The following is a 25573-nucleotide window of genomic DNA, read 5'->3' on the forward strand; positions in this document are numbered from 1 at the left end:
CGCAGTGCGCCGGCTTCTAACTTTCTCAAAGTTCTCCATTTGTCATGGATGCACCACGCGCAACACTTCGTCGAGAGAGGTTTCGCCTTCGAGGGCTTGGAGGACGCCGTCCATGAGCATGGTGATCATGCCGTTTTGTATGGCTTTTTCTTCGAGTTCGATATTGAGGGCACCACTCATGATGAGATGCTGAATCTCTTTGTCGAGTTCTAACACTTCGCTCAAGACGAGGCGTTTTTTGTATCCGGTGCCGTTGCACTTTTCACAACTCCCAGCGACCCAGTGCTCGCTAGGGATTTCCGGCACGACAATCGCAGATTTCTCATTGAACATGCCGAGGACTTTTGAGACGGTTTCACGAATCTCCCCATCGAGAGGTGCCTTCTTCTTGCAGTCGCAGAGACGGCGGACGAGGCGCTGCGCCATGTAGGTGCCGCCGGCATTGACGATGTCGTCGGGGCGCACGCCCATGGAAATGAGGCGTGGGATGCTTCCGGCGGCGTTGTTGGTGTGGAGGGTGGCGATGACGAGGTGTCCTGTGAGCGCGGCCTGGAAGGCTATTTCGGCGGTTTCGTCGTCGCGGATTTCGCCAATCATGACGATGTTGGGGTTCTGGCGCAGGAGTGAGCGGAGAGCGGACGAGAAGGTATAGCCGCCCTCTTCGTTTACCTGCGTCTGCAGAATTCCGGAAAGTTGATATTCTATCGGGTCTTCGACGGTGATGATTTTTATCTCCGGCGTTTTGACAAAATCAATCAGGCTGTAGAGGGTTGTTGTCTTGCCGCTTCCGGTAGGACCGGTGTTTAAGATGATGCCGGTTGGTCTCTTGACACCGTCCAAGAGGTGGTGGAGCGTTTGCTCGCGGATGCCGATCGTATGAATGTCGAGTGCGACTGCGCCGCGATTTAAGAGTCGCATCACGACGGTTTCGCCGAAGCCGCCGAGAATGATAGAGACGCGAATGTCGAATTTCTGCTCGCTCGTTCCGGTAAGGGGTGATTCGGTCTTGACCATGAATCGACTATCTCGAATGCCGGCGCGCTCTTCGGTACGGAGTCCGGAGAGCAGTTTAATATCACCGAGAATCGATGGATATTCATTCATGGGGAGTGTTGCGACAGTTTGGAGGACGCCGTCGATACGGAAGCGAACATCGACGGAATTTTCCTGCGGTTCGATATGAATGTCATTGGCATTGGTGATGAGTGCGCCGGAGAAAATATATTTGAGTGCTTCGCGTTGCTCAGCTTCTTCGACGAGCGCGCTGAAATGTTCGAACGAGTCGAGGCTCTTCTCTGTCTCCTTGAGAATCATGTCTTCAATCGGGAAGGCGCGGGCAAGTGTTTGTGACATGAGTTCGTCGTACATGTCTTCGAGGAATTCGGTTTGTCCGGTGACGCGCCAGACTTCATCGAGCGAGGTGTCACCGGTAATCGCCTTCAAGATGCCGTCTTGCGCCATGGTGACCATGCCATCCTCGAGAGCCTCTTTCATGATGTCGTTCTCGCTTGCGAGCGAGACGATTTTTTCAGTGATAGCATCGGAGATGGTGAGGACCTCGAAGATACCAATACGACCTTTGTAGCCAGTACCATTGCAATGAAGACATCCCTTTGGTCTCCAGAGACTCTGTATTTCCTTTGGAATGTCTATCTTTGCTTTGGGGGAGATGAGTGAAAGTATCTCTTTGAGGGAATTCGATGTTTCTTTGGCGGGTTCGTAGGATTCTTTGCATTCGGGACAGAGGATGCGGACAAGGCGCTGAGCGATGAAGGCGTTTACGGCATTGGGAATCGTATTGGGACGCACACCCATTTCGATGAGGCGCGCAACACTGCCAGCGGCGTTGTTGGTGTGGAGAGTCGAGAGGACGAGGTGACCGGTGAGCCCGGCATTCACGGCGATATTCGCAGTTTCGTCATCGCGGATTTCACCGACCAGTATCACATCCGGATCCTGACGGACGATGGAGCGAAGTCCCATGGCGAAGGTATAGTTCCGACTTCTTGATACCTGTGTCTGTGTAATGTTGGGAATTTCATATTCTATCGGGTCTTCGATAGTGATGATTTTTGTTTCGGGAGTGTTGAGCTTGCGGAGTATGGCGTAGAGGGTCGTGGTCTTGCCGCTTCCTGTGGGGCCGGTATTGAGGACGATGCCAGTTGGCTTTTGGAAGGCGCGCTCGACTTGTTCGTAGGCGAGACCGCGGAGCCCAAGTATGGAGATATCTTGCAGGGCGGTTTCTTGATCGAGGAGTCGCATGACGAGACTCTCGCCGAAGTTGCCCGGTATACTCGAGACGCGGATGTCTATTTTCCGTGAATCGAGATTGAGCGAGAAATGCCCGTCTTGGGATTTGTCTCGGATATTGAGTTTCATTTTTCCAAGCATCTTGACGCGCGAGAGGAGGAGAGGATAGATACTCCCGGGAAAGCGCCCAATGTCTTGGAGGACGCCGTCGATTCGGTAGCGAAGTCGAATCTCATTTTTTTCTTCCGGTTCGAGATGAATGTCGCTTGCGCGGAGTTTGATGGCGCCGACCATGACGGTTTCGAGTACCTGCGTTGTGGGAATTTCGAGAATGCGATTTTTGAGGGCGAGAAGATTGCCAAATTCTTGTTCGAATTTTTCTAGGTCATTATCAGAGAGATTGACTTTGAGATGATCGAGATAGTCGAGGAAGAGTGGTTTTTTGTAGACATTCCAGGCGTGTTCGAGTGAAGGACGTGAAGCAACATAAAGCTTGGCAGTAAGTCCTTCACGCTCTTCGAATGCTCGGAGATAGTCGAGTGCTTTTTGGTTATCGGGGTCGAGAATGGCGACGCGAATTTCTTTACCCCGTTTTTGAAAAAGGGCGATGCCAAGTGATGTGGCGTCTCCTTCGGGAATGATTGATGCACGCTCTGTGTCGATGGGGAAAATATGCAAGTCAACGTAGGGGAGCCGCGCTCCATGAGCGAGCGCAGCGGCTTCGCTTTCTTCCGAAGAACGCTTGAGGGTGGTGAGAATTTTGGCGGTTTGCTGTTCGCGTTCGTCACGGAAATCTGCGGGTGAGGCATTGCGAGGAAGAACTTTGACCATAGACGTGAGACAGAAGAGAAATATGTCTCAAGTATACCACGGATTTTTCCTTGCTATCGTGCTGGTTGCAATTTTTCAAGCATGAGCGTCTCTGCTTCTTCGAGGGACGCAGTGGGAAGAGAAATATCGAGCGTATCGTTTCGAAGTTTTGATTCTGGAAAATGCTCGGCTATCTCTGAGAGGAGATTGTTGGTGTGACACTTGAGCAGGGCCCGTGTCTGTGTGGGCGACTCGGCAGACAGAATCATGAAAAGTGAACCAACAGAAGAATGGTGACGAATTTTTTCGAGAATAAGGGGAAGATCTTCGAGACGCGACCGGGACTGGACGATGTCGTCTGGCGTGACGCGCGCCCACATGAGCCGGCGCTCTTCATTCCATTTGAGTCCTGCCATGACGCGTCCCCAGAGCTTGAGGAGGGAGAGCGGTTGCGTGTTGACGAGACGGAAAATGATATCGTGCTGATCAGCACCCTTGTCCATGAGGCGTGATGCAGCACCGAGCGCACTTGGGGAGAGATTCTTCTTCTGAAAGCTCTCTGTGCCGAGGACGATACCGGCAAGCAAGAGCCCTGCGACGCGAGCATCGAGGTGCTTCCCGTCTATTTTTTCGAGGAGCGTTGTCGCTGTTTCACTTGTTGATGATGTGGTGATATCGATGATGTTGACCTGTCCGAAGCGATCGTTTTCGGCATGATGATCGATGGTGATTATGGGAACTTCGTAGAAGATGTCTGGATTGGTTTCGAATATCTTTCCGAGTGATTCTTTGTCTGGTGCCCCGACAGTGATGGCGAGGTCAAAGGAGAACTTGGCTGGAACGAATGAAAAGTCTCGCGGATCAATCGAGCCTTTTTCTGGCGTGATGAAGATGTTGTATTCGCTTTCGCCGCGCTCGGTTCGGACAGAGACGATGTCGTTGTGTTCGGTGTTGAAGGAGAGGATGAACTCGCGCACGCCTGAAATGGAAGGAAGTATGTGTTCGGGCGGCTTGAGAAAGCCGAAAGGTTCTGCGATAGCAGTTATGCCACTGCCGGCGATGGTGACCTCTTTGCCAATGTTTTCGAGAAAGGCGCCGATGCCAGACGCTGCGCCGAAGGCATCGCCACTTGCGTGTTCGGGGACGAGGATGAGGATGTTTGTGGACTTCTCGATGAGTTCTTTGACTTGGAGTTCGGGAGGGAGGGACATAGACAGAATATTCGGAGATGAAAGGGAGAGTATAGGGTGTGTACAGAGAAGATTGTAAGATGTGTGTTTTATTGCACTCTCGCGAACTTCTAAGAGCCTGTTAAGAAAGTCTGTTTTTCAGAAAAAAAATGTTTTTTTACTTGTCTCCGCTTGCTCCGAAAGCCGCAAAAAACATTTTTTTCTGAAAAACAGTGCGAGAAGTACGTCCTTTCGATATTTCTTTAACAGACTCTAAGATACTCAAACCTAGCAGAGAAGCCGAAAGCGGTCAAATATCACGAGGGTATTCGATGTCTGTCACTCTTGACAAACGGAATTTGGAATGATACAGTGCAAATGTTCTTTGAAAAGCGACAGAAAAATAGAAAGATGTTACAGTTTCTACCCTCGCCGAGTCGGTGATGTTGGGACGATATTTCTCTCTTTTTGAGGGCGATACGCATGAGCTTTTGTCCAAAAGAGGGAAATGGTCGTTTCAACAGCGGCAATCCCTGAACCGCATCTTTCGGGGAAATGAGGAGAAGAAGATGAACAATCTGGGTGAAGAGTTTCTTCCTGAAGAATGGGGGTATAGGGAAGGAGATGTTCCTTTGGGCTGCTTTATGTCTCCAGATTGGCCAACAGCGTCAATGTGTCTGGCTCAGGGTCTTCGTATTGTTTCTTGCGAAGGCATAGGTCTTGGTGGACTTGCCAAAGAGAATAACGAGGGCTCTCTACTACCCCTCAGAGAGGGAGAATGAGGTGGCAACAAAAGAAATGAAAAGAAAGTATAGTCCAGGGCGCAGGTGTTGCGAATGCAACAATCTCCTTGGAGGTTGGAATCCTACAGACAAGTGCTATTCACACGCCGCGTCAAAGGATTCAAGGGGGCGAGCTGGTATGCAGCAGCTGTCTAAAGTAAGACGGTGGCCGCATCTTCCGGCGGATCCTTGGTAGTATAATAATATTGCAAAAACCCTCCCAAGCTCGCATACTTGAGAGGGTTGCTTTTTTCTCTATGCAGGTATTTCACTCACAATCCGCAGAGGAACTTCGGGAATTGGGGGCGAGGTTTGCTCAAGAGGTTCATCCGGGCATTGTGGCGCTGTCGGGAGAGCTTGGTGCAGGGAAGACGACATTTGCGCAGGGGTTCCTTGCGGGCATGGGAGCAACGAAGCCTTTTACAAGCCCGACATTTGTCATCATGAAGCAGTACGATCTTTCGACGCCCAAGCGTGGCATCGAGCGTGTCTATCATGTGGATGCCTATCGAATCAGTGAAGAAGAACTTTGTGCGCAAGGATTTGCCGAATGGGCACATAATCCTCTGGGCGTCGTGCTTCTCGAATGGCCGGAACGCGCGCCCGGTCTTGTGCCAGAAAAGGCAATTTGGATTTCATTTACCGTTGAGAAAGAAGGAAGGAGAATTGAATGGCAAAAAGGCGACGAAATGCGTGTGCAGTAGCACGTGACATTCTCTCGAAAGGTTCTCAAAAGAAACGAGAGATTGTAGATGGTGAAACAAAGAAAGATGCAAGAACGGTGGATAGTATTCTCCGTGAGGGCGACCCGAATGTTTCTGTGGGACTCTATCGAGCATTAAACCGACAGCCAGTTTTTTACAATTTTTGGTAAAAGATGTCCTTAAATAAGAAATGAGAGATGTTTTTCATCACGGAGATTAGAGAAAATTCTCAATGCCATTGCAATTGCCCAAACTGAAAAGTGTTTGGGCGTTTTTCTTGGAAAAACTTAGCATTGAAAAAAGGCTACCTTTGAGGGGTAGCCTTTTCTAGAAAAAGTAGCTGGGTCGCGCGACGACGTTGCGTGTGCGGTGTCCTGCTATTTCTCTAGCGTGCGCCGAGGATGACGCGGTCATCGGTCTCGGATTCGAGATATGCAACCTTTCCGGCATCGAGTATATCTTCCTCGATCCGAGAGGCTATCTCAAAGGCACCTTCGATACCGTCGCTTCGGTATTCCTTTCCGAGGAATGCTACCGTTGCGCCAGACACGAGTGCCCGCACAAGTTTCATGGAAAGCTCTTGGCTCTCCCAGAGGTTTCGTTCGTCATCCGTTGCGTCGGAATAATCCGTCGTCCACGGGTAGCGATAGCCAGCGACTCCACACAGGATATCCTGCGGGGTCACGAGCCCAAACGGCGCCTCCACTACCTGTCCGGAATAGGGTCCGGCAAGCAAAGAAACTCGCACCATAGGTGTCTCTTAATTATTAAGCTGCTCAGAGGAATTCCTCGAGGTATCCTCTGAAGCGAACAGTATACCCCTCTCAGGCACTTTGTCAAGGGTTGTAAACGTGGATTTCTCCAAACGCTTTATTCTGGTCTTCTGAGCTTCCCAATGAAGGGGTTATGCGATATGCTTTCGGTATGAAAGAGACAACACCAACACTGGTTATTCTCGATGGAAATGCGCTTATACATCGCGCATACCATGCACTCCCGCCGCTCACGTCGAAGTCGGGGGAATTGGTAAATTCTGTTTATGGTGTTGCACTGACATTACTCTCCGTTTTGGAGAAGTTTCATCCGGAATATATTGCGGCGTCATTCGATCTTGCTGGGCCGACATTTCGGCATGAGAAATTCGCTGACTACAAAGCGACGCGCGTCAAAGCGCCGGATGAACTCTATGCGCAAATTCCTCGCGTGAAGGAGTTAATGCGTGCGTTCAATATTCCGATATATGAAAAAGAAGGCTTCGAAGCAGACGATTGCGTAGGGACACTTGCGCAACAGGCAACACAGCAAGATGTTGCGCTTCGGACTATCATTGTGACGGGTGATAATGATGCATTGCAATTGGTTTCCGATTGCGTGAATGTTTTTGCCCTTCGCAAGGGCGTGAAGGATACCGTGCTCTATGATGAGGCGGGCGTTGTTGCGAAGTACGGCTTCTCACCAAGGACACTCATCGAGTTCAAAGGGCTTCGTGGAGACACATCGGACAATATTCCCGGTGTGCGAGGTATCGGAGAAAAAGGCGCGACGGAGCTTTTGAAAAAGTATGGAACACTTGATGTGATTTATGAACACCTCGACGAGATCTCGCCTTCCGTGCGAGCCAAGCTTGAATCAGGTCGCGAGTCAGCATTTCTCTCTCGTGAGTTGGGAACCATTGATACGAATGCGCCGGTCACACTTGATCTCGAGGCGTGTCGGGTGCGGGATTTTGATCGAAAGGTGGTCGAAACATTTTTCCGGGAATTGGGATTTTTCAGTCTTGTCAAAAAAATTCCTGGAAACGGAACGGGTTCTTCGGAAGAGGATGTTGATACAAAAAACGCTTTTGGAAAAATTCTCACAAAACAAAAAGAACGTGAGCTCTTCTTTGAGCAATGCGCTTCGGCAGACCGAATTACGTTCCTGATTCTTCCTGAGAAAGGGACTCTTTTTCAGACATCTGCCTTTGCGTGTGATATTACTTTTGCAAAGAAAGGCGAGCGAGGAAGCGCGCGCGTCGTCTTCGACGCGGAGAGCCGGAAATTTTTCAAAGGATTTTTTGAAAGCGTCATTCCAAAGACGACGTATGATGCGAAAGCGGCGATGAAAATTTTGGAGACGGTCGGCATCGAACTTCGGAATGTTGATTTCGACTGTCTCCTTGCAGGATATCTCTTGAACGCCGGCGGAACAGTGTCTCTCTCGGCACTTGCGATTGAGTATGCCGGAGATGCTGGATCAACGGAGAATGAAGGCTCGTCTGCGCTTGTTCAGACTCTCCGAGAGAAGCTCCTGGAAAAACTCCAAGAAATAGCGAGAGAGCAAAAGAAGGGGAAAACAATTCTCGATATTTTTTCGCAGGTCGAAATGCCACTTATTGTGATTCTCCGCAAGATGGAACGCGCCGGAATTCAATTGAACGGTTCTATTCTCACGACACTCTCGAAAGAGATGGAAAAGGAAGTTGGGAATATTCAGAAAGAGATCTTCACGCTTGCTGGACGGGAATTCAATGTAGGATCACCCAAGCAACTCTCGGAGATGCTTTTCGTTGAGCTCAAAATCCCGACAACAAATCTCAAGCGAACCAAGACGAATATTTCGACGGCTTCGTCCGAACTTGAGAAACTCAAAGACGAGTATCCGATTGTGGCGCTTGTTGAACAATATCGCGAGCGGACCAAATTGAAGAATACTTATCTCGATGTCTTGCCACGACTTGTTGATTCCGAAAGTCGTTTGCATACAACATTCGGACAAGCGACTGCAGCAACAGGTCGGCTTTCATCGACGGAACCAAATCTTCAGAATATTCCGATTCGGAGTGAATGGGGGCAGCGGATTCGGAGTGCCTTTGTCGCTTCTTCAGGAAGGCTGCTTGTCGGCGCGGACTATTCGCAGATTGAGCTTCGCGTTGCAGCGCACCTCTCAAATGATGCGGAAATGTGCGCGGCATTTCGGCGTGGCGAAGATATTCATCGGCGCACAGCGTCACTGGTCTATGGGGTGTCGCCCGAAAGTGTGACGGACGATATGCGACGCAAGGCAAAGGCTTTCAATTTCGGCATTATCTATGGCATGGGAGCATATGGGCTTTCGCAGTCGGCAGGGATGACACGGGAAGAAGCGGGAAAATTTATCGAGGAATATCTCGAACACTTTTCTGGCATTCGTGCTTTTATGGAATCGATGAAGAAATTTGCGATGAAGAAAGGATATGTTGAGACCGAGCTCGGGCGACGGCGATTCTTGCCAGAAATGGCGAGTGATAATAGGCAGATTGTTGCTTCGGCGGAGCGCATGGCGATTAACATGCCTGTGCAAGGACTCGAGGCAGACATTGTGAAGCTTGCCATGATTGCGGTTGATAAATTTATTCAAGAGCGATTCAGGGGGAAGTCGACACTTCTTCTCCAGATTCACGACGAACTCATTTTCGAAGTCGAAGAATCTGTTGCACCGGTGTTTGCACACGAAGTGAAAGAAGTGATGGAGTCTGTCTACGCACTGAGCGTTCCGCTTATTGCTGACGTGTCGGTGGGAAAAAACTGGGGAGAGATATAGTGTTAGGAAAAATTGAGAACGAAGTGTTTCTTGTATGAAGATTTTTGTGGAAGCAAAGACGAATGTGAAAAAAGAATACATCGAGCAATTCGAGGATACACATTTTCGTGTCGGTGTGAAAGTAGTGCCGGAGAAGGGAAAGGCGAATGAGAGAATCATAAAAATGCTTGCGGAGTCTTTTGATGTTGCGCCGTCGAGAATTATTCTTTGCTCAGGGAGTTCTTCAAAGAGAAAGGTTTTTGAAATTTCATAGAGACATAAATTTTACGTCTCTATGGATGAAAATTTACCCTATGCACTTCCCCGTGCACTCTCAGTTTTTTCTCCTCCTGTTTTGTGATAAAGTGGGAAAAGGTAATTTCTTTTGAATAACTTCCTATGTCTACAGGAAAAAAAGTCGGCATATTTCTTTCAGTTGTTGTGATTGTGCTTGGTGTTGCGTATCTCTTTAAATTTTGGCCGTTTACTGCGCGAGAGCCTCGGCAGGCGATTGAGATTGATAATGAAACGGGGAAGTCTATGGCGCCGGAGCCGATGAAAAATACCGGACCGGTGAGTCCGATTACCGGTGTTGCTTGCGAACACTGGGATCGTCGACCAGTTGCGGTGATGCAGCCAGCAGATGTATCGGCACGCCCTGCGGCAGGATTTTCTGCGGCAGACATGGTGTTTGAAATGCCTGTTTTCACAGGAGCAAATACACGGCTTATGGGGGTGTACCTTTGCGATATTCCGGATGATATCGGCTCTATGCGAAGTGCTCGGCATGACTATTTGCCCCTTGCGAAAAGCCTTGATGCAATTTTTGTTCACTGGGGATATTCCAAGTTTGCAGAGACGCTTCTTTCCCAGAAGGTGATAGACAATATTAATTGTCTTACGACATCATTTTGTCCGCGCTGGCCACAGACGGGTATTATGAAATATGAAGACACGGGGCATATCACCAGAAGCGCTATTGAGCAGGCAATTGAAAAATATGGCTATCGAACGACAGGAACATTTTCAGGCTATCTGCATCAAGAAGATGCTCCTCTTGACAGTCGTCCGACAGGCGGGCATCTGCGCCTCGCCTTTCCCAATCCATACGACGTTTCCTACGACTATGATCGTTCGACAAACACATACCTTCGCACGTGGGATAAATCACCAGATACGGACAAGAATAATGGCACGCGTATCGCTCCCAAAAACATCGCGGTCTTGATTGCTGAGTCCGAGCAAATCAAACTCGCGACCGATTATAGCGCACGCGGCGTTCAGAATCCGTGGGATTTGGTTCCGAAAGATGAACAAGCGGGATTGGACTATGGCGGCGTTGGTCGATACAACAATATCAACATGGGTGATCCGTGGTTTGATACGAAAGATAGTGGTGATGCGTTCTACTATTTCAACGGTAAAGAGTACAAAGGTACGTGGAAAAAAGACAAGAAAAGTTTGGAGAGCAAACTTACTTTCCTCGATGAATCTGGCAAAGAGATACTCTTTGTTCCTGGGCAGATATGGGTGGATGTGATGGAACCTGGACAGGGAATTAAATGGGAACCGGGAGTGTAGAAGAGGAACTTGGTTGGTTTCGTCATTCCCGTGACTGTCTGTCAGTAGGCGTGGAAGGCGGGAATCCGGTCTTCACGAGCTTCCGATAAACATGCAACAAATTGAGTTTATAGCGTGATGGTTTTTGGTTCTGTGATAACGAGTTCCTGTTTTCGCAGGAATGATGTACTGTATGATTCTCTTCTTCTTTGGTGAGGATGCGTTTCGGTTGAGGGAGAAACGCCTTGCTCTGAAACAGACATTTTTTGAAAAAAACCCGGGTTCGACGGGTTTTTTCGAATTCGATTTTTCGGACGGGACGGATACGGCGGCGCTTGCAGCATGTCTTTCGCAGGCAGGGCTTTTTGCGGTGAAAAAATTTGTAATTGCTGGCAATGTTTTTGACGCGCCTATAGATACGCGGCGCTCGCTCGCTGAATTCCTCGAAGAGAACGTAAAGGAACTTTCTGCCGATGAAAACAGAATTTTACTTCTCTTTCACAATGGACAGCCGAAGAAAAACGAGAAGCTCTGGAAGGCGGTTTCTGTAAAAGAGGTAAAATCTCAGGAGTTTACTTCTCTCAGTGGGGCGGCACTTTTCAAGTGGATAGACGAATCGGTGAAGAAGTTTGGTTCGACCGATATGGAACTTCCGGCGAAGAAACTTCTTTCGGAAATCTGCCTGAGCGAAGCAAAGCGGGCAGGCGAAAAGAGACAGGTTGATATGTTCCGTCTTGAGGCAGAACTGAAGAAACTCGCCGCGTATCGTGTCGGCGAGACGATTCGCGAAGAAGATATTCGACAGCTCTCTTCTATTCCTGCGAGTGAGGAGAATGTTTTCCAGGCGCTTGATAATCTCTTTTCTGGCAGACGAAAAGAAGCGGCGTTGCTCTTTGCGCATCTCGCGAACGGAGGCGAGGCACTCGGACTTCTTGGTATGTGTGCGTGGCAACTTAGAAACATTATTCGCGTGAAGGGTGCGCTTATGGATGGACAGATTCGAAGTTCGATGGAAGCGGCAAAGCTTCTCGGTATGCATCCCTTTGCCGCTGGAAAGTGCTTCGAGATCGCTTCACGATCTTCTTTTGACTCACTCGAGCAATCTTTCTCTCTCCTCACTCGCCTCGACCGCGAAGCAAAGTCCGGCGAACGCGATCCAGAGGGAGCACTCCTAGGGTTTGTGGTCGGACGAGGGTGATAAGCCTTTTTTTCACCGTTACGAATCCCGGTGTGGCATGACAGCTCTTTGGTAAGATTTTCAGTAGAGCCTATCTCAAAAATAATCTTTGCCTTACTTTTTGTAAATTTTGACGGAAAACCATTTAAAACTCGTCGAAATATCAATGATATTCCTCCTTATTTTTCACAATTTTCCATTACCCTTGTAAAAAGATAACTATGATGAAAGAAACCATTCAAAAGTTCTTTTCCGTTTTGAATAGCCGAATGATATACCGCGTGCAGACGGCGCACGTATTGCGATCAGTAGCACTTTCGTTCGTGAGCGTGTATGTGCCGGCATTTCTGTTGACGCACGGGTATTCATTGCGCGGGACGATTCTGTTCTTCATTGTGTTTCATGGTGTCGGACTTGTTGCTGTGTTTGCGCTTGTGGTGCCAATGCTTCGAAAGTGGGGAATGGTGACGACTATTCGATGGTACTACCCGCTTCAGATGTTGTTTCTTGGGATTTTGCTTTTGGGAAATGGTAGAGATTTCTCCATATGGGCGGCAGCTGCAATTGGTGGCATTGCCAATATGATGTACTATGTACCACTTAATGTGCTCTTCATGCAGCACACGGATCGAGAAACGATAGCCAAAGATTTCTCAATGTTTTTTGCACTCCCGACGATTTTTGGTCTCGTAGGACCGATTTTGGGAGCAATCCTTGTTGTTTCAGTAGGGTTTGGGGCAACATTTGCAGTTGCATTCCTTGGGCTTCTTATTTCATCTCTCCCTCTTCAATCGCTTGAAAGTGACGAACGAATAGACCTTCGCTTTTCTGAAGTATTCTCGATGTTTCGGCGACGAAAGCTCCTTTTCTTTCTCGAAGGGTTCGACAATATCGTGGAAGAATCGGAATGGTTATGGGGCATTATTGTCTTTCTTCTCATCGGCTCGCTCGCGACACCCGGCATTGTTGGTTCTCTTGAATCTTTAGGGGGCGCTGTCTTTACGATTCTTGTAGGAAGATACGTGAACAAGCAGAAGAGTACACTTTCTATCCTTTTTGTGAGTATTACCCTCCTTGCAATTGTATGGTGCGCGCGGTTCTTTATAGCTACACCGCTCCCCGCATACCTTATTACGGTTGTATCGTCATTTACCATGACACTTTTCTTGGTGTCTTATTTCGCGATGATTTATCGTAAAGTGAAAGGGGATCAGGATGCGGAGTTTATTATCCTGCGGGAAATCCCGACGGTATTTGGGCGGATGATTGTTTTTGGCATCGCGATTCTGGTTGCCTCCGATATTGAGAAGTTCTTTTATGTCCCGATTGTGGCGATGGCGATTGTTCTGGTTGCAGTGGTAACCATGAGAAAATATCTCGTTAGCACATAGGATATTATTTTTCTCTTCAAATAAAAATCCCCGACCAGTTGGCTGGGGATTTTTCTTGTTGTTCACATTTTTAGCTGCAGTACCACCGGATGCTTTTTGGCGAGAGTGAGTATCAGTTCGCAGAATAAGAAATTAGTCCAACCAAATCATGGTCGCGTGAATTTTTTTGTACGACTGTTGTTGAAGGAATTGTAAACAGGGTCTTGGAACAATATATAAACCCGCTAATGATAATCATCGGCGGGTTCTGAGTGAGATTCAACCCCTATTATTTTTTTAGAGGGGACTATCTCGCGTTTTGTAGGAGTTTCCCATCCAGAGTAAGTGGGATGTCTCCAAGCCACCGAGAACATTTTCTGCAAGTTGCTCGGAGAAATTCAAGCAACTTTCCTGTTTCTGTTGGGAACTGCTTGCGGGAAATGCAAGGAGTAGCATTTGTGCTACAAAATGGGCAAGTATGAACTGTCATGGGAAGTCCTCCTTAGGATGGTTTCTGAGAGACTTTTTTTGAAATGTGCTTCGAACTATTTCTCCAATACCGCTTTCTTCACGAGGGCGTTGAGGCGCGACTTCTTACGGGCGGCGGTGTTTTTTTTGATAATATTTTTCTCAGCCGCTTTGTCGAGGCTCTTGATAGCGAGTTTAAGTTCCGCCTGTGCGGTCTTTACATCCTTTGCTATCACTGCTTCACGAGTTTTCTTGATGGCGCTTTTGAAGACACCTTTTACGATCTTGTTTCGATCGGTCTTCTTGGCAGTGACGCGCATGTATTTCTTGGCGGAGTCTTTGATCGGCATACACTTTCAAAAATAAATTAGCCTCTCATGTCGCATGAGATGTCTCTCTCTTGTACCATGCGGATTGTTTTTTGGCAAGAGGCGGGATTTTGTGGTAGAGTGAGGGCACTTTTTGAATGACTATGATTGCATTACTTGAGGGTCCAATTGCCGCTATACGTCATGATTCTGCCATTGTGTTGGCAGGTGGCGTGGGATATAAAGTGCATCTTACGCCCTATACGCTAGGGAAAATTGCAGGGTCATCGTCTGCGCGTTTTCATATATTTACCAATGTCCGGGAGGATGCAATTACACTCTATGGTTTCTTGGATGAAGGGGAATTGGTGATGTTTGAGTTGCTCATATCAGTAAACGGAGTCGGACCAAAGATGGCGCTTGGCATTCTCTCGGTTGCAGAACCGGCGTCGATTCGGGCAGCGGTTGTCGGGAAAGACATTTCTATCTTAACGAGGATTTCCGGCGTAGGGAAGCGTACTGCAGAACGAATACTGCTTGACCTTGAGAACAAGGTAGGTGCATTGACCGAAGAGGGTCTCAAGGGAGCGACGGAGGAGAGTGAGTTGATTGAGGCATTGAGCTCTATGGGATATGCGCCGGGAGAGGTGCGTGAAGCGATGAAGATGATTGCTCCGGAAACAACTCGTGTCGAGGAAAAGATAGGAGCGCTTCTTAAGGTTCTTGGAAAGAAGTGATGATTATTTATTGCGTGAAGTAAGAAGTTGATATTGAGATTGTTGTATGCATGAATTCGAGTGTATCTCGTGGCTCAATAGGCATTGTCCCGATGGAGGATTCCTTCAGTCGGAAATGTGGCGCGCATTCAAAAATCGAGAAGGTTTCTCGACGGAGCATTTTGAAGGCGGTGGGCTGTGGGGGAATGCAATAGAACACACGCTTCCATTTGCGGGGAAATATTGGTATATGCCACGTGGACCGGTTTTGGCAGGCACTTCGTCTGCGACGCAGAGCCCAGAATGGGCACATATTCTTGCGGAGGCAAAAGAGCGCGGAGTGGCATGGATACGGGTAGAGCCAAGGAATAATGCGGAACTCGCAATGCTTCAGGAATGGTCGAGGGCGTATGCTGTCAAAAAGGCGCCACATGATATGCAGCCGAGAGAAATTCTTGCTGTAGATATTTCTGAAAGCGAGGAGAAATTTTTTGCAAACATGAAACCAAAGACGCGGTATAATATTCGTCTCGCTGAGAAACGCGGGGTTGAAATCTCTTCCGATCGGAATGAGCGGACGCTTAATGAATTTCTTCGTATGAATCGAGAGACAGCCGTTCGGAATCACATCTCAACACATCCCGACCGGCATTACCAACATCTCCTCGAATCATTTCCACACGAGACGCTCGAACTTTTCACGGCGCGATATGACGGGCAGACGCTTGCGGCGATACTCGTCGCATTCTTCGGCGATACGGCGACCTATTTGCATGGCGCCTCGAGTGACGATGACCGCGGTCTCATGGCACCCTATCTCCTGCAGTCACATGCGATAGAAACAGCGCGACGTCGCAATGGTGTTCGATATGATTTTGGTGGAATTGATACGACTGGGGAAGTGCCGAGTCTCTCAGGCATCACGCGATTCAAGCAGGGATTTGCAAAAAATGTCAATGCTATTCAGTATCCAGGGAGTTATGATATAGTGCTTATACCAAGCCGATATGTACTCTACAAGAGTATAAGCATGTCAAAGGCAGCTGTCATAAAAGCGAAAAGACACTTGACAAAATAATAATTTCTTGCGATAATTACGCGTCTGAATGGAGGCAGACAGCTTTAACTTTATGTCTATGATTGAAAAAGATATTCAATCTCTCGGTCTCAATGAGAAGGAAGCGAAGGTATATCTCGCTTCACTCGAACTCGGACAAGCGACGGTGCAGAAGATTTCTATGAAGGCGAGCATCAAACGCCCGACGACGTATTTTATCATTGAAAACTTGATGGAACGCGGACTCATGTCGAGCTATTACCAAGGAAAGAAGCAGTTGTTCATGGCGGAAATGCCTGAACGCATTCTCGATCTTATTGCCAAGGAACGAAAAGATTTGGAACTTCGCGAAGAGCAATTTAAGCGTTTGCTTCCCGAACTCCAATCAATCAATAATCGCAACAAAGACAAACCAGTGGTGAAATACTATGAGGGGAAGGAAGGGGTGATTTCAATGACATTGGATCACATGAAACTGAGTAAAAATCAGGTGTTTTATACGGTTTTTTCTCGCGATATTATTGAACAGGTAATGACTCCTGATGAATTAACTCGTTTTCGAAAGGAACGGCTTGGAAATAAAATTTCCGCAAGAGCAATTTATTCTCGGGAGAAAGGTGATCTTACTGGTGTTGAGAATGCGAATATGGTAAGGCTACCGGCAAAAGATTTTCCCGTGAGTTGTGACATTGCTTTTTATGAAGACAAGGTTCGGATTGCTTCTTTTAAAGATAGGCTTATGGGAGTGGTGATAGAGGATAAGGAAATTGCTCAATCTTTTCGTGTCATATTTGAACTGGCGTGGAAATGGGTTAATAGAGAAAAGTCCTGAGGTTGAATAGAGGAAAATATTCTGGTCTCATGACTCGTGAAAAGATTTTAAAAGACCGTCACAATATATGAGGCGGTCTTTTCGCTTGGAAAAAGTGGAAAAAGTTGATGGGTTGCAAGTGTGAGCCTGCAACCCATGGTGGTGTTTAAACTGGCATGACCTTTCTCCTTCATGGGAGAGTCTCCTTTCGCCTCGTGCGCACGAGACTTCGGAGGGTTAAAGAACATGTCTGCTCCGATTCTTCGTTGGGAACCAGTGTGCAGACACCCGTACCTACATTTCCAAGGTAGCACATTCTTATATTTTGTCAAGAACTGGACAGCTTTGTTGGTTTTGTGGATTTTTTTGGACATATTGCTGTTTTTTTGGCGAGTATTTTCTTCGTGCTATACTCAAGCCATGGTATTGGCATCTTTTACGCGGATTGTTCCGCAATCAGTCAAGAATATCTATCATCTTTCTGTTGCCACCTTGGCGGGCGCTGTTTTTGGGTTTCCGGGGCGGAAGCTTCGTATTATTGGTGTGACGGGGACGGATGGGAAGACGACAACCGTGCAATGTATCGCAGCTATTTTGCGGGAGTCTGGCAAACAGGTAGCACTTGCGTCGACAATCAATTTCCGTATCGGGGAGCGTGAGTGGGTAAATTCGTCTAAGTTTACCACACTTTCTGGTTGGAAGGTGCAGAAATTTTTGCGTGAAGCGGTATCTGCCGGATGCGAATATGCTGTCCTCGAAGTATCGTCTCACGCTCTTGATCAGGGACGAGTGTGTGGTGTCCCATTTGAAGTGGCGGTTATTACCAATATAACGCGGGAACATCTTGATTATCATGGAACGATGAAGGAATATCGCCGGGCAAAACGGCGACTTTTTAATCGTGCAAAAATCGGTGTCGTGAATCTGGACATGGACGACTCGGCGGAATTTCTCGAAACGCCGCCCCTGAAGCACGTGACGTATAGTCGTGTGGATGCTTCTGCGGATGTGCTGGCGGAGAATATAGTCTCGACACTTGAGGGGTCAACATTTCGTGTTGGTGAGATGGATTTTCACCTCATGCTTCCAGGCTTGTTTAATGTCGAAAATGCACTTGCAGCTCTTGCTGCAACGGTATCTTGTGGTATCCCTTATCATGTTGCGGCTCGCGCATTGTCTGGAGTGCGGGGTGTGCCGGGTCGCATGGAGCGTGTGGACAACGAGCGTGGGATTACGCTCCTCATCGACTATGCTGTGACACCAAATGCACTGGAAAATCTCTATCGACTCATTTCGAATATGAGATCGTCATCGGCGACAAGGATTATTGCGGTTTTTGGTGCTTGTGGTGATCGTGATCGAGGGAAGCGTCCTATTATGGGTGAAATTGTTTCATCATATGCTGATATTGTTATCCTTACCAACGAAGATCCCTATACGGAAGATCCCAAGCGGATTATTAATGAAATACAAGCAGGCATTGCAAATAAGACACTTGAAGAAAATCTCTTTATCATAATGGAGAGACAAAAAGCCATCGCGAAAGCGATTGAGCTCGCGATGCCTGGTGATGTCATTGCGGTAACTGGAAAAGGTGCCGAAGAAACAATGGCGATTGGTAGTCGTCGCATTCCCTGGAATGACAAGCGGGTGATTGGAGAAATCCTGCGAGAAATGAGTAATAATGTAGAGTGAACAGTTTTTGTTGGACTAAAGCTGAAATTGAAACAAGAGTGCGTGCTTTGCACCTCTCTTTATTTGTATCGGAGAGCATCCAATGGATCGATGCGACTTGCTTGTCTGGCAGGAAAGACTCCCGTGAAGAGTCCGACGACAGAGCCGAAAGCGATGACGACGAGGATAAACCACAGAGGTGTCGAGAAAAGACTGACACTCGTGCCACCGAAACGAGTGGCGACGAAATTGAGGAGAGAATTGCAGATTTTGCCGCCAAGCCACCCAAGGAGAACGCCGACCAAACTTCCGAGAAAACCCATGAGGGTCGCTTCAACGATGAACATGAGCGAGATACTCGATTTTGAGGCGCCGATTGATCGCATGATACCGATTTCCTCGGTTCGCTCAAGGAGTGCGATGGTCATGGTATTGAACATGCCGATTGCCGAGACGAAGAGTGCGACCAATCCAAACGCCATCAAAATAATCTGAATGGCTCCAAATACTTTGTTCGCTTGACTGATAGTGTCGGATATAGATGAAACAGAAAAGCCGAGTGCGAGTATTTTGTCTCGGATAGATGTAGTTTGCTCTGCAGTCTCAGCCTTTACTTTGAGCGCTTGGAATCGTCCGGTATTGGCGGCAGGAAAATCGTCGAGAGAAAAATAGGCGACATTTTCTTCGCTTTCGACGACACCGACAATGTGGAATGTTTCAGGACCGGCTGTGGTCGTTTTTCCAACCTCTCCTTCAAGTGGCAGGAACAGTGTTAATGTGAAATCCTTTCCAATCATTTCTTCTGGCGATTTCCCAAATGTTTTGGCGATACCGGAGGTGATGACGATAGCTTTTGGTTCAGTCGAAATGAGGCTTCCAGAAAGAGTTTTGATATTTTCCAAACGGAGAAAAGTTGCTGAGGAGCCGAGGGTATCGAGGTCGAGGGTGATATCGCCAAACTTCCCCTGACCACGAACTCGGACAGCTGGAATGGTTGCGGCGACGCCAGGGAGATTGCGAAGAGTATCTATGGACTCTTGATTGATTATTGCGCCTTTTGCTTGGTCCTCGGCGATGTCGAGTGTTGCAAGGGCATCGGATGTCGTGATGCGTTGGAGGAGTGTTTCTTGGAGACCATAACCGAGCGACACTAGGAAGAGAATCGCGGCAATACCAATCGACATACCGAGAATAGTAAGGAGTGTCCGCATCGTGCGTGCGCGGAACATTCGGAGTGAGAGTTTGAGGATGTCAGAGAAGTGCATATGGAGGAAAAGAGAATTTCAAATTTCGGAATCTCGTGATAAATGCGCTCTGAGAACTTGTTAGTGAAGTTTGTTTTTTCTGAAAAACAGCGCAGGTAATATACCTGTTTGATACTTCTTTAACGAGCTCTTAGGAATATTTGAGGAGCATAATAATCTCGACTTCTCGAACAACGCGATCGGCAGTATTGCTGTAGAGTCCGACGCCGCCGAGCGTTTTCGGCGCGTCGAGGCGTTTTTCGAGCTCGGCACGATTGATGCGATTGTCGATGCGGAGTTTGAGTGCGGCGCGGAATCGGTCGAGGGCGACGCCAGAGAGCTTGATTTTGAATTGCTCGCTCAGATATTCAGCAAGCGCGGTATGTGCTCTGTCGGGATTGTCGGATACGGACTTCGACTGCATGACGAGTGTCTCAATTCGATCGGAGAAGTTTCGTGCTTGTTTTTTGTTCCAGCCACCGCCACCCTTCTCTGGATCCAGGTCGAGCTTATTGGAAAATTGCTCCCGGTCGATATTGTTGAATAGGTATTCTTTGAGGAAGCTTTCTGCTGATGCAAGTTGTTCTTCGGTGAGGTTGGAGAGAACATGAGCGAGGAGTTGTTTTGCCTTGAAGGGGATGAGGAGCACGTTCATTTGCTGAGAAGAGAGGCTTCGGAATGATCCCATGAGCATCTTAAGTTCTGGTGGAAGATTATCCTCAACCACTTCTTGTTCGGGTTTTTTCACTTCGATTTTTCGTTTGTCTTTTTGTATGACTTCCTTTTCAATGCGTCCATCCTTCATGTAGATGACACGGTCGGCATAAGGGAGATGCTCGGCATTGTGCGTCACCATGATGATGGTTTTCTTGTCGATATCATTGAGTTCTTTGAGAATTTCGAGCACATTTTGTGCAGACTCGCTATCGAGGTTGCCGACAGGTTCGTCCGCGAGGATAATCTCTGGATTATTGACGAGAGATCTCGCAATGGCGACGCGTTGTTTTTGTCCACCAGAAAGTTGGCTTGGGAACTTGTCCATCTGTTCGGCGATGCCGAAACGCCGAAGAAGTTTGATGCCGTCTTTGCGACGACTTGCGACATTTTCGCCGCGAAATGTTTTTGGGAGACAGACATTTTCAACAATATTGAGCGAGGGGATGAGGTAGAATGCCTGAAAAACCATCCCAATCCACATTTGGTGGAATTCGAGTTCTTCGCGCACGGTCATTTTCGAAAGAGGTTTTTGCTTGACGATGACGTCGCCATACGTTGGCTTCTGCAGTCCAGATATGGAATACAAAAGCGTTGACTTTCCGCATCCGGAAGGTCCGTAGATAATGATGTATTCCTCTGGATAAATTTCCAGGTTGGTTTCTTCGAGTGCGCGGACTTCGTTTGATTTTCCCTGATTGTAAATCACGCGAAGGCGATTGATAGCAATGATTGGTTCCGACATAGAAAGGGCGCGAATTGCAAATACGGCATCTCTTTGTGTATTATACCATTCTTTGATTTTTCACACGCGTGGTATACTGAAAACAATATTTTTCAAAGAGGTGTGCAGAGTGTCGCTGGAGGGTTTTTGTTGCGTGCGCTCTTTGTGCAATGAGATGAGAGTATGAGAATAAAAAGAAAAGATGTCAGTGTCCTGATTGTTGATGATGATCAATCGACACGAGAAGTGTATCGCGACCTCTTGAAACTCGCAGGGTTTTCCATTATCGAATCTCCTAATGGGAAAGATGCGCTTGCGAAATTCAAGAAGCATCTTCCACAGGTAGTCTTTACTGGCATTGATCTTCCGGAATCGGATGGTTTTTCGCTTATCACAAATATTCGCGCGAGCGATCTCTCGCAGCCATTTTTCATCGTAAATAGTCACAATGATCGCCAGATTGATCGTGCCAAGGCGGTTGAATTTAATGTTGATGGATTTTTTGTGCGCGGTTTCTCGGCGCCGAAGAATGTGATTGATTTGATTATGGCACTTACAAAGAATCGAAGCGTGCATCATTCCTGGGGGGCTGACCCGATATTTTGGGATCGGTCTCGTTTCGAGGGTGTTACGGAGAAATATGGTATGAAATTGTTTCTCATTTCGGCTATTGCTATATTTTCAGCGCTTCTTATTGCGCTTTTTGTGCGCAGCAGGTAGATTTGGCGGGGTATTTTGCAAAGGGTGTATGCCCTTTTTCTTTTTTCAGGTATACTGATGAACTTGATGAGAGAGTTGTTCTGTTGAGCTGTATTTTTGAAATGTATGAGATGGAGAATAAAATTTCGGCACTTTGCTATCGCGGTTTCCCTTATTGCATGGCCTCTCGTTGGGATGTTTTCGGCGGTCAGTATCGCACATGCCGATGACCCCTTAGTTATCGAAGTCCTTGAGCGCTCTGATTGTGCGCATTGTCAAGAAGAAAAGAATTTTCTCTCCAATCTCGCTGCGCACCGAGATGATTTCTCGGTGAAACTCTTTGATATAGATGGCGAGGGGAAAGATCTCTTCAATCGAATTACCGCTCTAGAGAGACTTCCAAAGGCAACGCCAGTCACTATTGTCGGTGGGACAATCTTGCAGGGATTCGACACAGCTGAGACAACGGGGCGTCGTATCGAAGCGCTTCTTGATGCAAGTAAGGGGAAAGAGCAAATCACTTTTGAGCAATACCTCGTGGCAGACAGAGATCATCGCGCTTCGAAAGCGGAGCAGGTGGTGGGAGGTTCATGCGCGGATGGGACGACCTGCGCATTGCCCAATACTGAGTCGTATCTCGTTTCCATTCCATTTGTCGGAAAGACGGTGGATATTTCGCAATTTTCTCTCCCCACGCTCTCGGTGGTACTCGGATTCGTCGATGGATTCAACCCGTGCGCTATGTGGGTCCTTGTGACATTTCTCATCTTGCTTGCACAGACAGGATCGCGGAAGAAACTCTTGCAGGTTGCCGGACTCTTCATTGTGGCGGAGACGGTCATGTACTATCTCATTTTGAATGTGTGGTTTACGACGTGGAATTTCATCGGGCTCGATCGTATCGTGACGCCGATTGTGGGTATTGTCGCCACGGGTGGCGGCGTATTTTTTCTCTATGAATGGTACAAATCGCTTGGTACGAAGATGGCGTGTCAGATTGTTGATGCTGAGAATCGCTCAAAGATTGTTCAGAAAATCAAGGCATTTATTACGGGAGACTTTACCGTTCTTGCAGCACTTGGTATCATCGGACTTGCCTTCACAGTGAATATCATCGAATTCGCCTGCTCAATCGGTATTCCCCAGGCGTTTACCAAAATCATCGAGCTCAATCACTTGGGATTTTGGCAGACACAGTCGCTCATGGCGATATATATCTTCTTTTACATGATTGATGATTTGTTGGTGTTTGGACTGGCGATTTGGGGATTTGAGAAGATGCATCTGACAGAGAAATATTCACAGTGGTCGGCGTTCATTGGTGGTGTACTGATGCTTGTACTCGGGTATTTGCTTATGTTTCGTCCGGACATCATCAGTCGGCTTGGCTAAGGTTGGAAAGAAATCGCATATGTGAGATACTGCATGAATATCGTGATACTTTCTTGCACGGTGTGGATTTGAAAACGAAGCTCCCATTTTGGCAGGAAGAAAAGAAAATAATAAATACTTAAAATTTTTCTTATGGAAAAAGAACAGCAGGAAACGCCGATTCGGCGTCGACGGTCAGAGGGGTCACTCGTTGCCTCGAGTATGTGGGGCGCAGGGATACTGGTTTCGATTGCGATTGTTGCGGGTTCGACCGCGATAACATTTGCCATTCTCAAGTCGAGTCTTTTTACCTCGCTTGATGCGGCGCAGAGTGGTACGGTGACGGCGCCGACTGCGGGAAATCAAGGATCTCAACCGGCAGCAAATGCGCCAGCACCAGCGCCAACACCAGCTGCGAAGACGGTAGCAACTGCTTCAATGGGGACATCTCCAGTACTCGGGAATCCGAAAACGGCGAAAGTGGCAATCGTTGAATGGACTGACCTCGAATGCCCGTTTTGCAAGCAGTTCCATGAGCAAACATTTGATTCTATTGTGAAGGACTATGTGGATACGGGAAAAATACTTTTCGTTGTCCGGAATTATCCTTTGGATTTCCATGGCGATGCATCGATTAAAGAAGCGAATGCAGCACTCTGCGTACGCGAAGCTGCTGGAGACAAAGCATACTTTTCCTTTGTGAATGATGTCTATACGACGACAGGGACGAATGGCAAGGGTATGCCAGATGAAACATTGGCGAATCTTGCGACAAAAGCAGGTGGGAAGTCGCTTGCGTCGTGTATGGACAGCCGGAAATTTAAGAGCGTGATTGATGCTGATTTGCAAGAAGGGACAACTTCGGGTATATCTGGCACACCAGGCTTTGTTATAGGGAAAATTGGCAGTAATGGCTCGGTCGAAGGCGAGCTTATCTCCGGCGCGATGCCGTACGCAGAATTCAAAAAGGCAATTGATACCGCATTGGGTGCGTAGAGCCTGGTAAATCAATGTCTCTTGGCGTCTATTGAGAAAGGCTATTTTTCTGAAAAACAGTGCGGAGGTTTTCCTTGTCGACACTTCTTTAGCAGAGTCTTACTGTGTTTATGCTGCCGTTTGATGTGACTGATGAGGAAGGAAGAGATGAGCCACTCGCTGTCGGAGCTTTTCTCGATGTCTTGAACGAAAGTTTTGTCGGCATGCGCCTCTCTCTTCGAGGCGAGGTGTCTGGTGTTGAAGATCGACGGAATGTCATCTACTTTTCTCTCAAGGACGCTGATGGAGAAGCTATGTTGTCGTGCCTCATATTTCGAAATGATTTCTTGCTTCATGGCGTCACTCTCGAAGAAGGGCAGGAAATAATCGTTGAGGGCGTGCCAAATATTTGGAAGCCGAGAGGGCGACTGTCTTTTCGTGTGTCTGTGATGCGACTTGCCGGCATGGGCGCGCTCAAACGAGCGTATGACGAACTTCGGCTGAAACTTGAGCGTGAAGGCATATTTTTGCCCGAGAAGAAGCGTGCGATTCCGCCGTTCCCGCGAAGAGTGGCGCTCATCACTTCTCGTGAAGGGGCGGCTATTGGTGATTTCGCTGCCAATCTTGGGCGGTATGGGTTTTCGATTACCTTGTTTGATGCACATGTCGAGGGAAAGCGATCTGTTGGCGATATACTCGAAGGCATAGCTTTTTTCAATCAACATCCGGAAGACTGGGATGTGCTCGTTATTATTCGCGGCGGCGGGAGCCTCGAGAGCCTCGAGGCTTTCAATAGTGAACGTGTAGTTCGTGCTATTGCAGAGTCAGTTATTCCGACGCTTGCCGGTATCGGGCATGAAAAAGACGTATCGCTTGCAGCACTTGCGGCGGATGTCATGGTTTCGACGCCGACAGCAACTGCCAAAGCGCTGAGTGTGTCTGAGGAAGAAGCGAGGGAGAAACTTGCTCTCTTTGCGCGAAGTATACTTGAGAATTTTCAAGGTGGAATATTTGATGTTGCGGAGCGGATTCGAGAGTACTCGAATACTCTGCGTCGGGCGAGTGAACGCGTGGTGGCGCCAATCAGAGAGATTGATCGTGTTGGTATTCGTCTCTCGTCGACATTTTCCTCGTGGTGTGAAAGGGCGCGCACAGAGCAATTGCATATTTCACGTGCGCTTCTTCGGTTCGCTACTGTGTCGGCGATGCAGAAACGACTAGATGCTGTCGCTTCGCGGATTGAAATGGGGAATCCGAAGCATTTCTTGGAGCGCGGATATAGCGTGCTTCGGAAGAATGGTCGTGTTGTCAGAAATGTCTCAGATGTCGCTGTTGGAGAGGTGTTCGAGGCGCTTCTTGTTGACGGAAGCATCGAGGCAAATGTGACAGACATTCGACGCAACAAGAAATAACGCTTGGAAAATGAAGTGATGATGGGTATTTAATCAAC

At 47.8% G+C, this 25573-nt stretch carries 20 protein-coding genes; 14 read left to right on the forward strand and 6 right to left on the reverse strand.

The genetic code is table 11. The features are described from left to right. Nucleotides 1-42: 42 nt before the first annotated feature. Complete coding sequence (locus IPJ67_04905) at nucleotides 43-3081, reverse strand: type II/IV secretion system protein (GenBank protein QQR77436.1); 3039 nt, start codon at nucleotides 3079-3081, stop codon at nucleotides 43-45. 53 nt (nucleotides 3082-3134) lie between these two features. Further along, nucleotides 3135-4271: a hypothetical protein gene (locus IPJ67_04910; protein QQR77437.1), complete on the reverse strand. Its 1137-nt coding sequence runs from the start codon at nucleotides 4269-4271 to the stop codon at nucleotides 3135-3137. Between the two features lie 997 nt (nucleotides 4272-5268). Between IPJ67_04910 and tsaE the strand changes: the two genes are divergently transcribed. Then, entirely contained in the window at nucleotides 5269-5715 is a 447-nt protein-coding gene (gene tsaE, locus IPJ67_04915; protein ID QQR77438.1) for a tRNA (adenosine(37)-N6)-threonylcarbamoyltransferase complex ATPase subunit type 1 TsaE, read from the forward strand. A gap of 385 nt (nucleotides 5716-6100) precedes the next feature. Here the strand turns inward: tsaE and IPJ67_04920 are convergent, their stop codons facing one another. Beyond that, entirely contained in the window at nucleotides 6101-6466 is a 366-nt protein-coding gene (locus tag IPJ67_04920) for a hypothetical protein (GenBank protein QQR77439.1), read from the reverse strand. Between the two features lie 155 nt (nucleotides 6467-6621). Between IPJ67_04920 and polA the strand changes: the two genes are divergently transcribed. The 5 genes from polA (at nucleotide 6622) to IPJ67_04945 (ending at nucleotide 13383) form a co-directional block, all read left to right on the forward strand. After that, nucleotides 6622-9276, forward strand: a complete 2655-nt coding sequence (polA, locus tag IPJ67_04925; protein QQR77440.1) for a DNA polymerase I — start codon at nucleotides 6622-6624, stop codon at nucleotides 9274-9276. Nucleotides 9277-9310: 34 nt separating this feature from the next. Further along, nucleotides 9311-9529, forward strand: a complete 219-nt coding sequence (locus IPJ67_04930) for a DUF167 domain-containing protein (protein QQR77441.1) — start codon at nucleotides 9311-9313, stop codon at nucleotides 9527-9529. A gap of 125 nt (nucleotides 9530-9654) precedes the next feature. Further along, on the forward strand, nucleotides 9655-10836 hold the full coding sequence (locus IPJ67_04935) for a DUF3048 domain-containing protein (protein ID QQR77442.1): 1182 nt from the start codon (nucleotides 9655-9657) through the stop codon (nucleotides 10834-10836). 172 nt (nucleotides 10837-11008) lie between these two features. Next, the gene (gene holA, locus IPJ67_04940) at nucleotides 11009-12013 is read left to right on the forward strand and encodes a DNA polymerase III subunit delta (GenBank protein QQR77443.1); all 1005 of its coding nucleotides are present in this window, start codon (nucleotides 11009-11011) and stop codon (nucleotides 12011-12013) included. Nucleotides 12014-12213: 200 nt separating this feature from the next. Then, a complete protein-coding gene (locus IPJ67_04945) occupies nucleotides 12214-13383 on the forward strand; it encodes a DUF1622 domain-containing protein (protein QQR77444.1) in 1170 nt (389 codons plus the stop codon). 524 nt (nucleotides 13384-13907) lie between these two features. On the opposite strand, the gene rpsT is transcribed toward IPJ67_04945, so the two are convergent. After that, nucleotides 13908-14180 (reverse strand): 30S ribosomal protein S20, encoded by a 273-nt coding sequence (rpsT, locus tag IPJ67_04950; GenBank protein ID QQR77445.1) that lies wholly within the window; start codon nucleotides 14178-14180, stop codon nucleotides 13908-13910. A 122-nt stretch (nucleotides 14181-14302) separates the two neighbouring features. Here rpsT and ruvA point away from each other — a divergent pair, with 122 nt between their 5' ends. From ruvA to IPJ67_04970, 4 genes are all read left to right on the forward strand, one after another. After that, on the forward strand, nucleotides 14303-14875 hold the full coding sequence (gene ruvA, locus IPJ67_04955) for a Holliday junction branch migration protein RuvA (protein ID QQR77446.1): 573 nt from the start codon (nucleotides 14303-14305) through the stop codon (nucleotides 14873-14875). A 46-nt stretch (nucleotides 14876-14921) separates the two neighbouring features. Further along, nucleotides 14922-15932: a peptidoglycan bridge formation glycyltransferase FemA/FemB family protein gene (locus IPJ67_04960; protein QQR77447.1), complete on the forward strand. Its 1011-nt coding sequence runs from the start codon at nucleotides 14922-14924 to the stop codon at nucleotides 15930-15932. Nucleotides 15933-15984: 52 nt separating this feature from the next. Continuing rightward, complete coding sequence (locus tag IPJ67_04965; GenBank protein QQR77448.1) at nucleotides 15985-16743, forward strand: hypothetical protein; 759 nt, start codon at nucleotides 15985-15987, stop codon at nucleotides 16741-16743. A 399-nt stretch (nucleotides 16744-17142) separates the two neighbouring features. Next, nucleotides 17143-18417: a UDP-N-acetylmuramoyl-L-alanyl-D-glutamate--2,6-diaminopimelate ligase gene (locus tag IPJ67_04970; GenBank protein QQR77449.1), complete on the forward strand. Its 1275-nt coding sequence runs from the start codon at nucleotides 17143-17145 to the stop codon at nucleotides 18415-18417. Nucleotides 18418-18476: 59 nt separating this feature from the next. Here the strand turns inward: IPJ67_04970 and IPJ67_04975 are convergent, their stop codons facing one another. Together IPJ67_04975 and IPJ67_04980 are read right to left on the reverse strand one after the other, a co-directional pair. Further along, nucleotides 18477-19661 carry an ABC transporter permease gene (locus IPJ67_04975; GenBank protein ID QQR77450.1) on the reverse strand — a complete coding sequence of 395 codons (1185 nt, stop codon included), beginning with the start codon at nucleotides 19659-19661 and terminating at the stop codon, nucleotides 18477-18479. Nucleotides 19662-19791: 130 nt separating this feature from the next. Beyond that, the gene (locus tag IPJ67_04980) at nucleotides 19792-21099 is read right to left on the reverse strand and encodes an ABC transporter ATP-binding protein (protein QQR77451.1); all 1308 of its coding nucleotides are present in this window, start codon (nucleotides 21097-21099) and stop codon (nucleotides 19792-19794) included. Between the two features lie 162 nt (nucleotides 21100-21261). Here IPJ67_04980 and IPJ67_04985 point away from each other — a divergent pair, with 162 nt between their 5' ends. The 4 genes from IPJ67_04985 (at nucleotide 21262) to xseA (ending at nucleotide 25535) form a co-directional block, all read left to right on the forward strand. Then, the gene (locus tag IPJ67_04985) at nucleotides 21262-21798 is read left to right on the forward strand and encodes a response regulator (protein QQR77452.1); all 537 of its coding nucleotides are present in this window, start codon (nucleotides 21262-21264) and stop codon (nucleotides 21796-21798) included. Between the two features lie 105 nt (nucleotides 21799-21903). After that, a complete protein-coding gene (locus IPJ67_04990; protein QQR77453.1) occupies nucleotides 21904-23169 on the forward strand; it encodes a glutaredoxin in 1266 nt (421 codons plus the stop codon). 132 nt (nucleotides 23170-23301) lie between these two features. Further along, the gene (locus tag IPJ67_04995) at nucleotides 23302-24144 is read left to right on the forward strand and encodes a DsbA family protein (protein QQR77454.1); all 843 of its coding nucleotides are present in this window, start codon (nucleotides 23302-23304) and stop codon (nucleotides 24142-24144) included. A gap of 104 nt (nucleotides 24145-24248) precedes the next feature. Continuing rightward, a complete protein-coding gene (gene xseA / locus IPJ67_05000; GenBank protein ID QQR77455.1) occupies nucleotides 24249-25535 on the forward strand; it encodes an exodeoxyribonuclease VII large subunit in 1287 nt (428 codons plus the stop codon). Nucleotides 25536-25573: the final 38 nt, after the last annotated feature.

The sequence above is a fragment of the Candidatus Moraniibacteriota bacterium genome (genome assembly GCA_016699385.1).
In the GTDB taxonomy this organism is placed as follows: domain Bacteria; phylum Patescibacteriota; class Minisyncoccia; order Moranbacterales; family UBA1568.

Excerpts from the sequence above, each read along its gene's own strand:
- IPJ67_04905 (QQR77436.1), bottom strand. The coding sequence starts at position 3,081 with ATGGTCAAAGTTCTTCCTCGCAATGCCTCACCCGCAGATTTCCGTGAC.
- IPJ67_04910 (QQR77437.1), bottom strand. The coding sequence starts at position 4,271 with ATGTCCCTCCCTCCCGAACTCCAAGTCAAAGAACTCATCGAGAAGTCC.
- tsaE (QQR77438.1), top strand. The coding sequence starts at position 5,269 with ATGCAGGTATTTCACTCACAATCCGCAGAGGAACTTCGGGAATTGGGG.
- IPJ67_04920 (QQR77439.1), bottom strand. The coding sequence starts at position 6,466 with ATGGTGCGAGTTTCTTTGCTTGCCGGACCCTATTCCGGACAGGTAGTG.
- polA (QQR77440.1), top strand. The coding sequence starts at position 6,622 with ATGCGATATGCTTTCGGTATGAAAGAGACAACACCAACACTGGTTATT.
- IPJ67_04930 (QQR77441.1), top strand. The coding sequence starts at position 9,311 with ATGAAGATTTTTGTGGAAGCAAAGACGAATGTGAAAAAAGAATACATC.
- IPJ67_04935 (QQR77442.1), top strand. The coding sequence starts at position 9,655 with ATGTCTACAGGAAAAAAAGTCGGCATATTTCTTTCAGTTGTTGTGATT.
- holA (QQR77443.1), top strand. The coding sequence starts at position 11,009 with ATGATTCTCTTCTTCTTTGGTGAGGATGCGTTTCGGTTGAGGGAGAAA.
- IPJ67_04945 (QQR77444.1), top strand. The coding sequence starts at position 12,214 with ATGATGAAAGAAACCATTCAAAAGTTCTTTTCCGTTTTGAATAGCCGA.
- rpsT (QQR77445.1), bottom strand. The coding sequence starts at position 14,180 with ATGCCGATCAAAGACTCCGCCAAGAAATACATGCGCGTCACTGCCAAG.
- ruvA (QQR77446.1), top strand. The coding sequence starts at position 14,303 with ATGATTGCATTACTTGAGGGTCCAATTGCCGCTATACGTCATGATTCT.
- IPJ67_04960 (QQR77447.1), top strand. The coding sequence starts at position 14,922 with ATGCATGAATTCGAGTGTATCTCGTGGCTCAATAGGCATTGTCCCGAT.
- IPJ67_04965 (QQR77448.1), top strand. The coding sequence starts at position 15,985 with ATGTCTATGATTGAAAAAGATATTCAATCTCTCGGTCTCAATGAGAAG.
- IPJ67_04970 (QQR77449.1), top strand. The coding sequence starts at position 17,143 with ATGGTATTGGCATCTTTTACGCGGATTGTTCCGCAATCAGTCAAGAAT.
- IPJ67_04975 (QQR77450.1), bottom strand. The coding sequence starts at position 19,661 with ATGCACTTCTCTGACATCCTCAAACTCTCACTCCGAATGTTCCGCGCA.
- IPJ67_04980 (QQR77451.1), bottom strand. The coding sequence starts at position 21,099 with ATGTCGGAACCAATCATTGCTATCAATCGCCTTCGCGTGATTTACAAT.
- IPJ67_04985 (QQR77452.1), top strand. The coding sequence starts at position 21,262 with ATGAGAATAAAAAGAAAAGATGTCAGTGTCCTGATTGTTGATGATGAT.
- IPJ67_04990 (QQR77453.1), top strand. The coding sequence starts at position 21,904 with ATGAGATGGAGAATAAAATTTCGGCACTTTGCTATCGCGGTTTCCCTT.
- IPJ67_04995 (QQR77454.1), top strand. The coding sequence starts at position 23,302 with ATGGAAAAAGAACAGCAGGAAACGCCGATTCGGCGTCGACGGTCAGAG.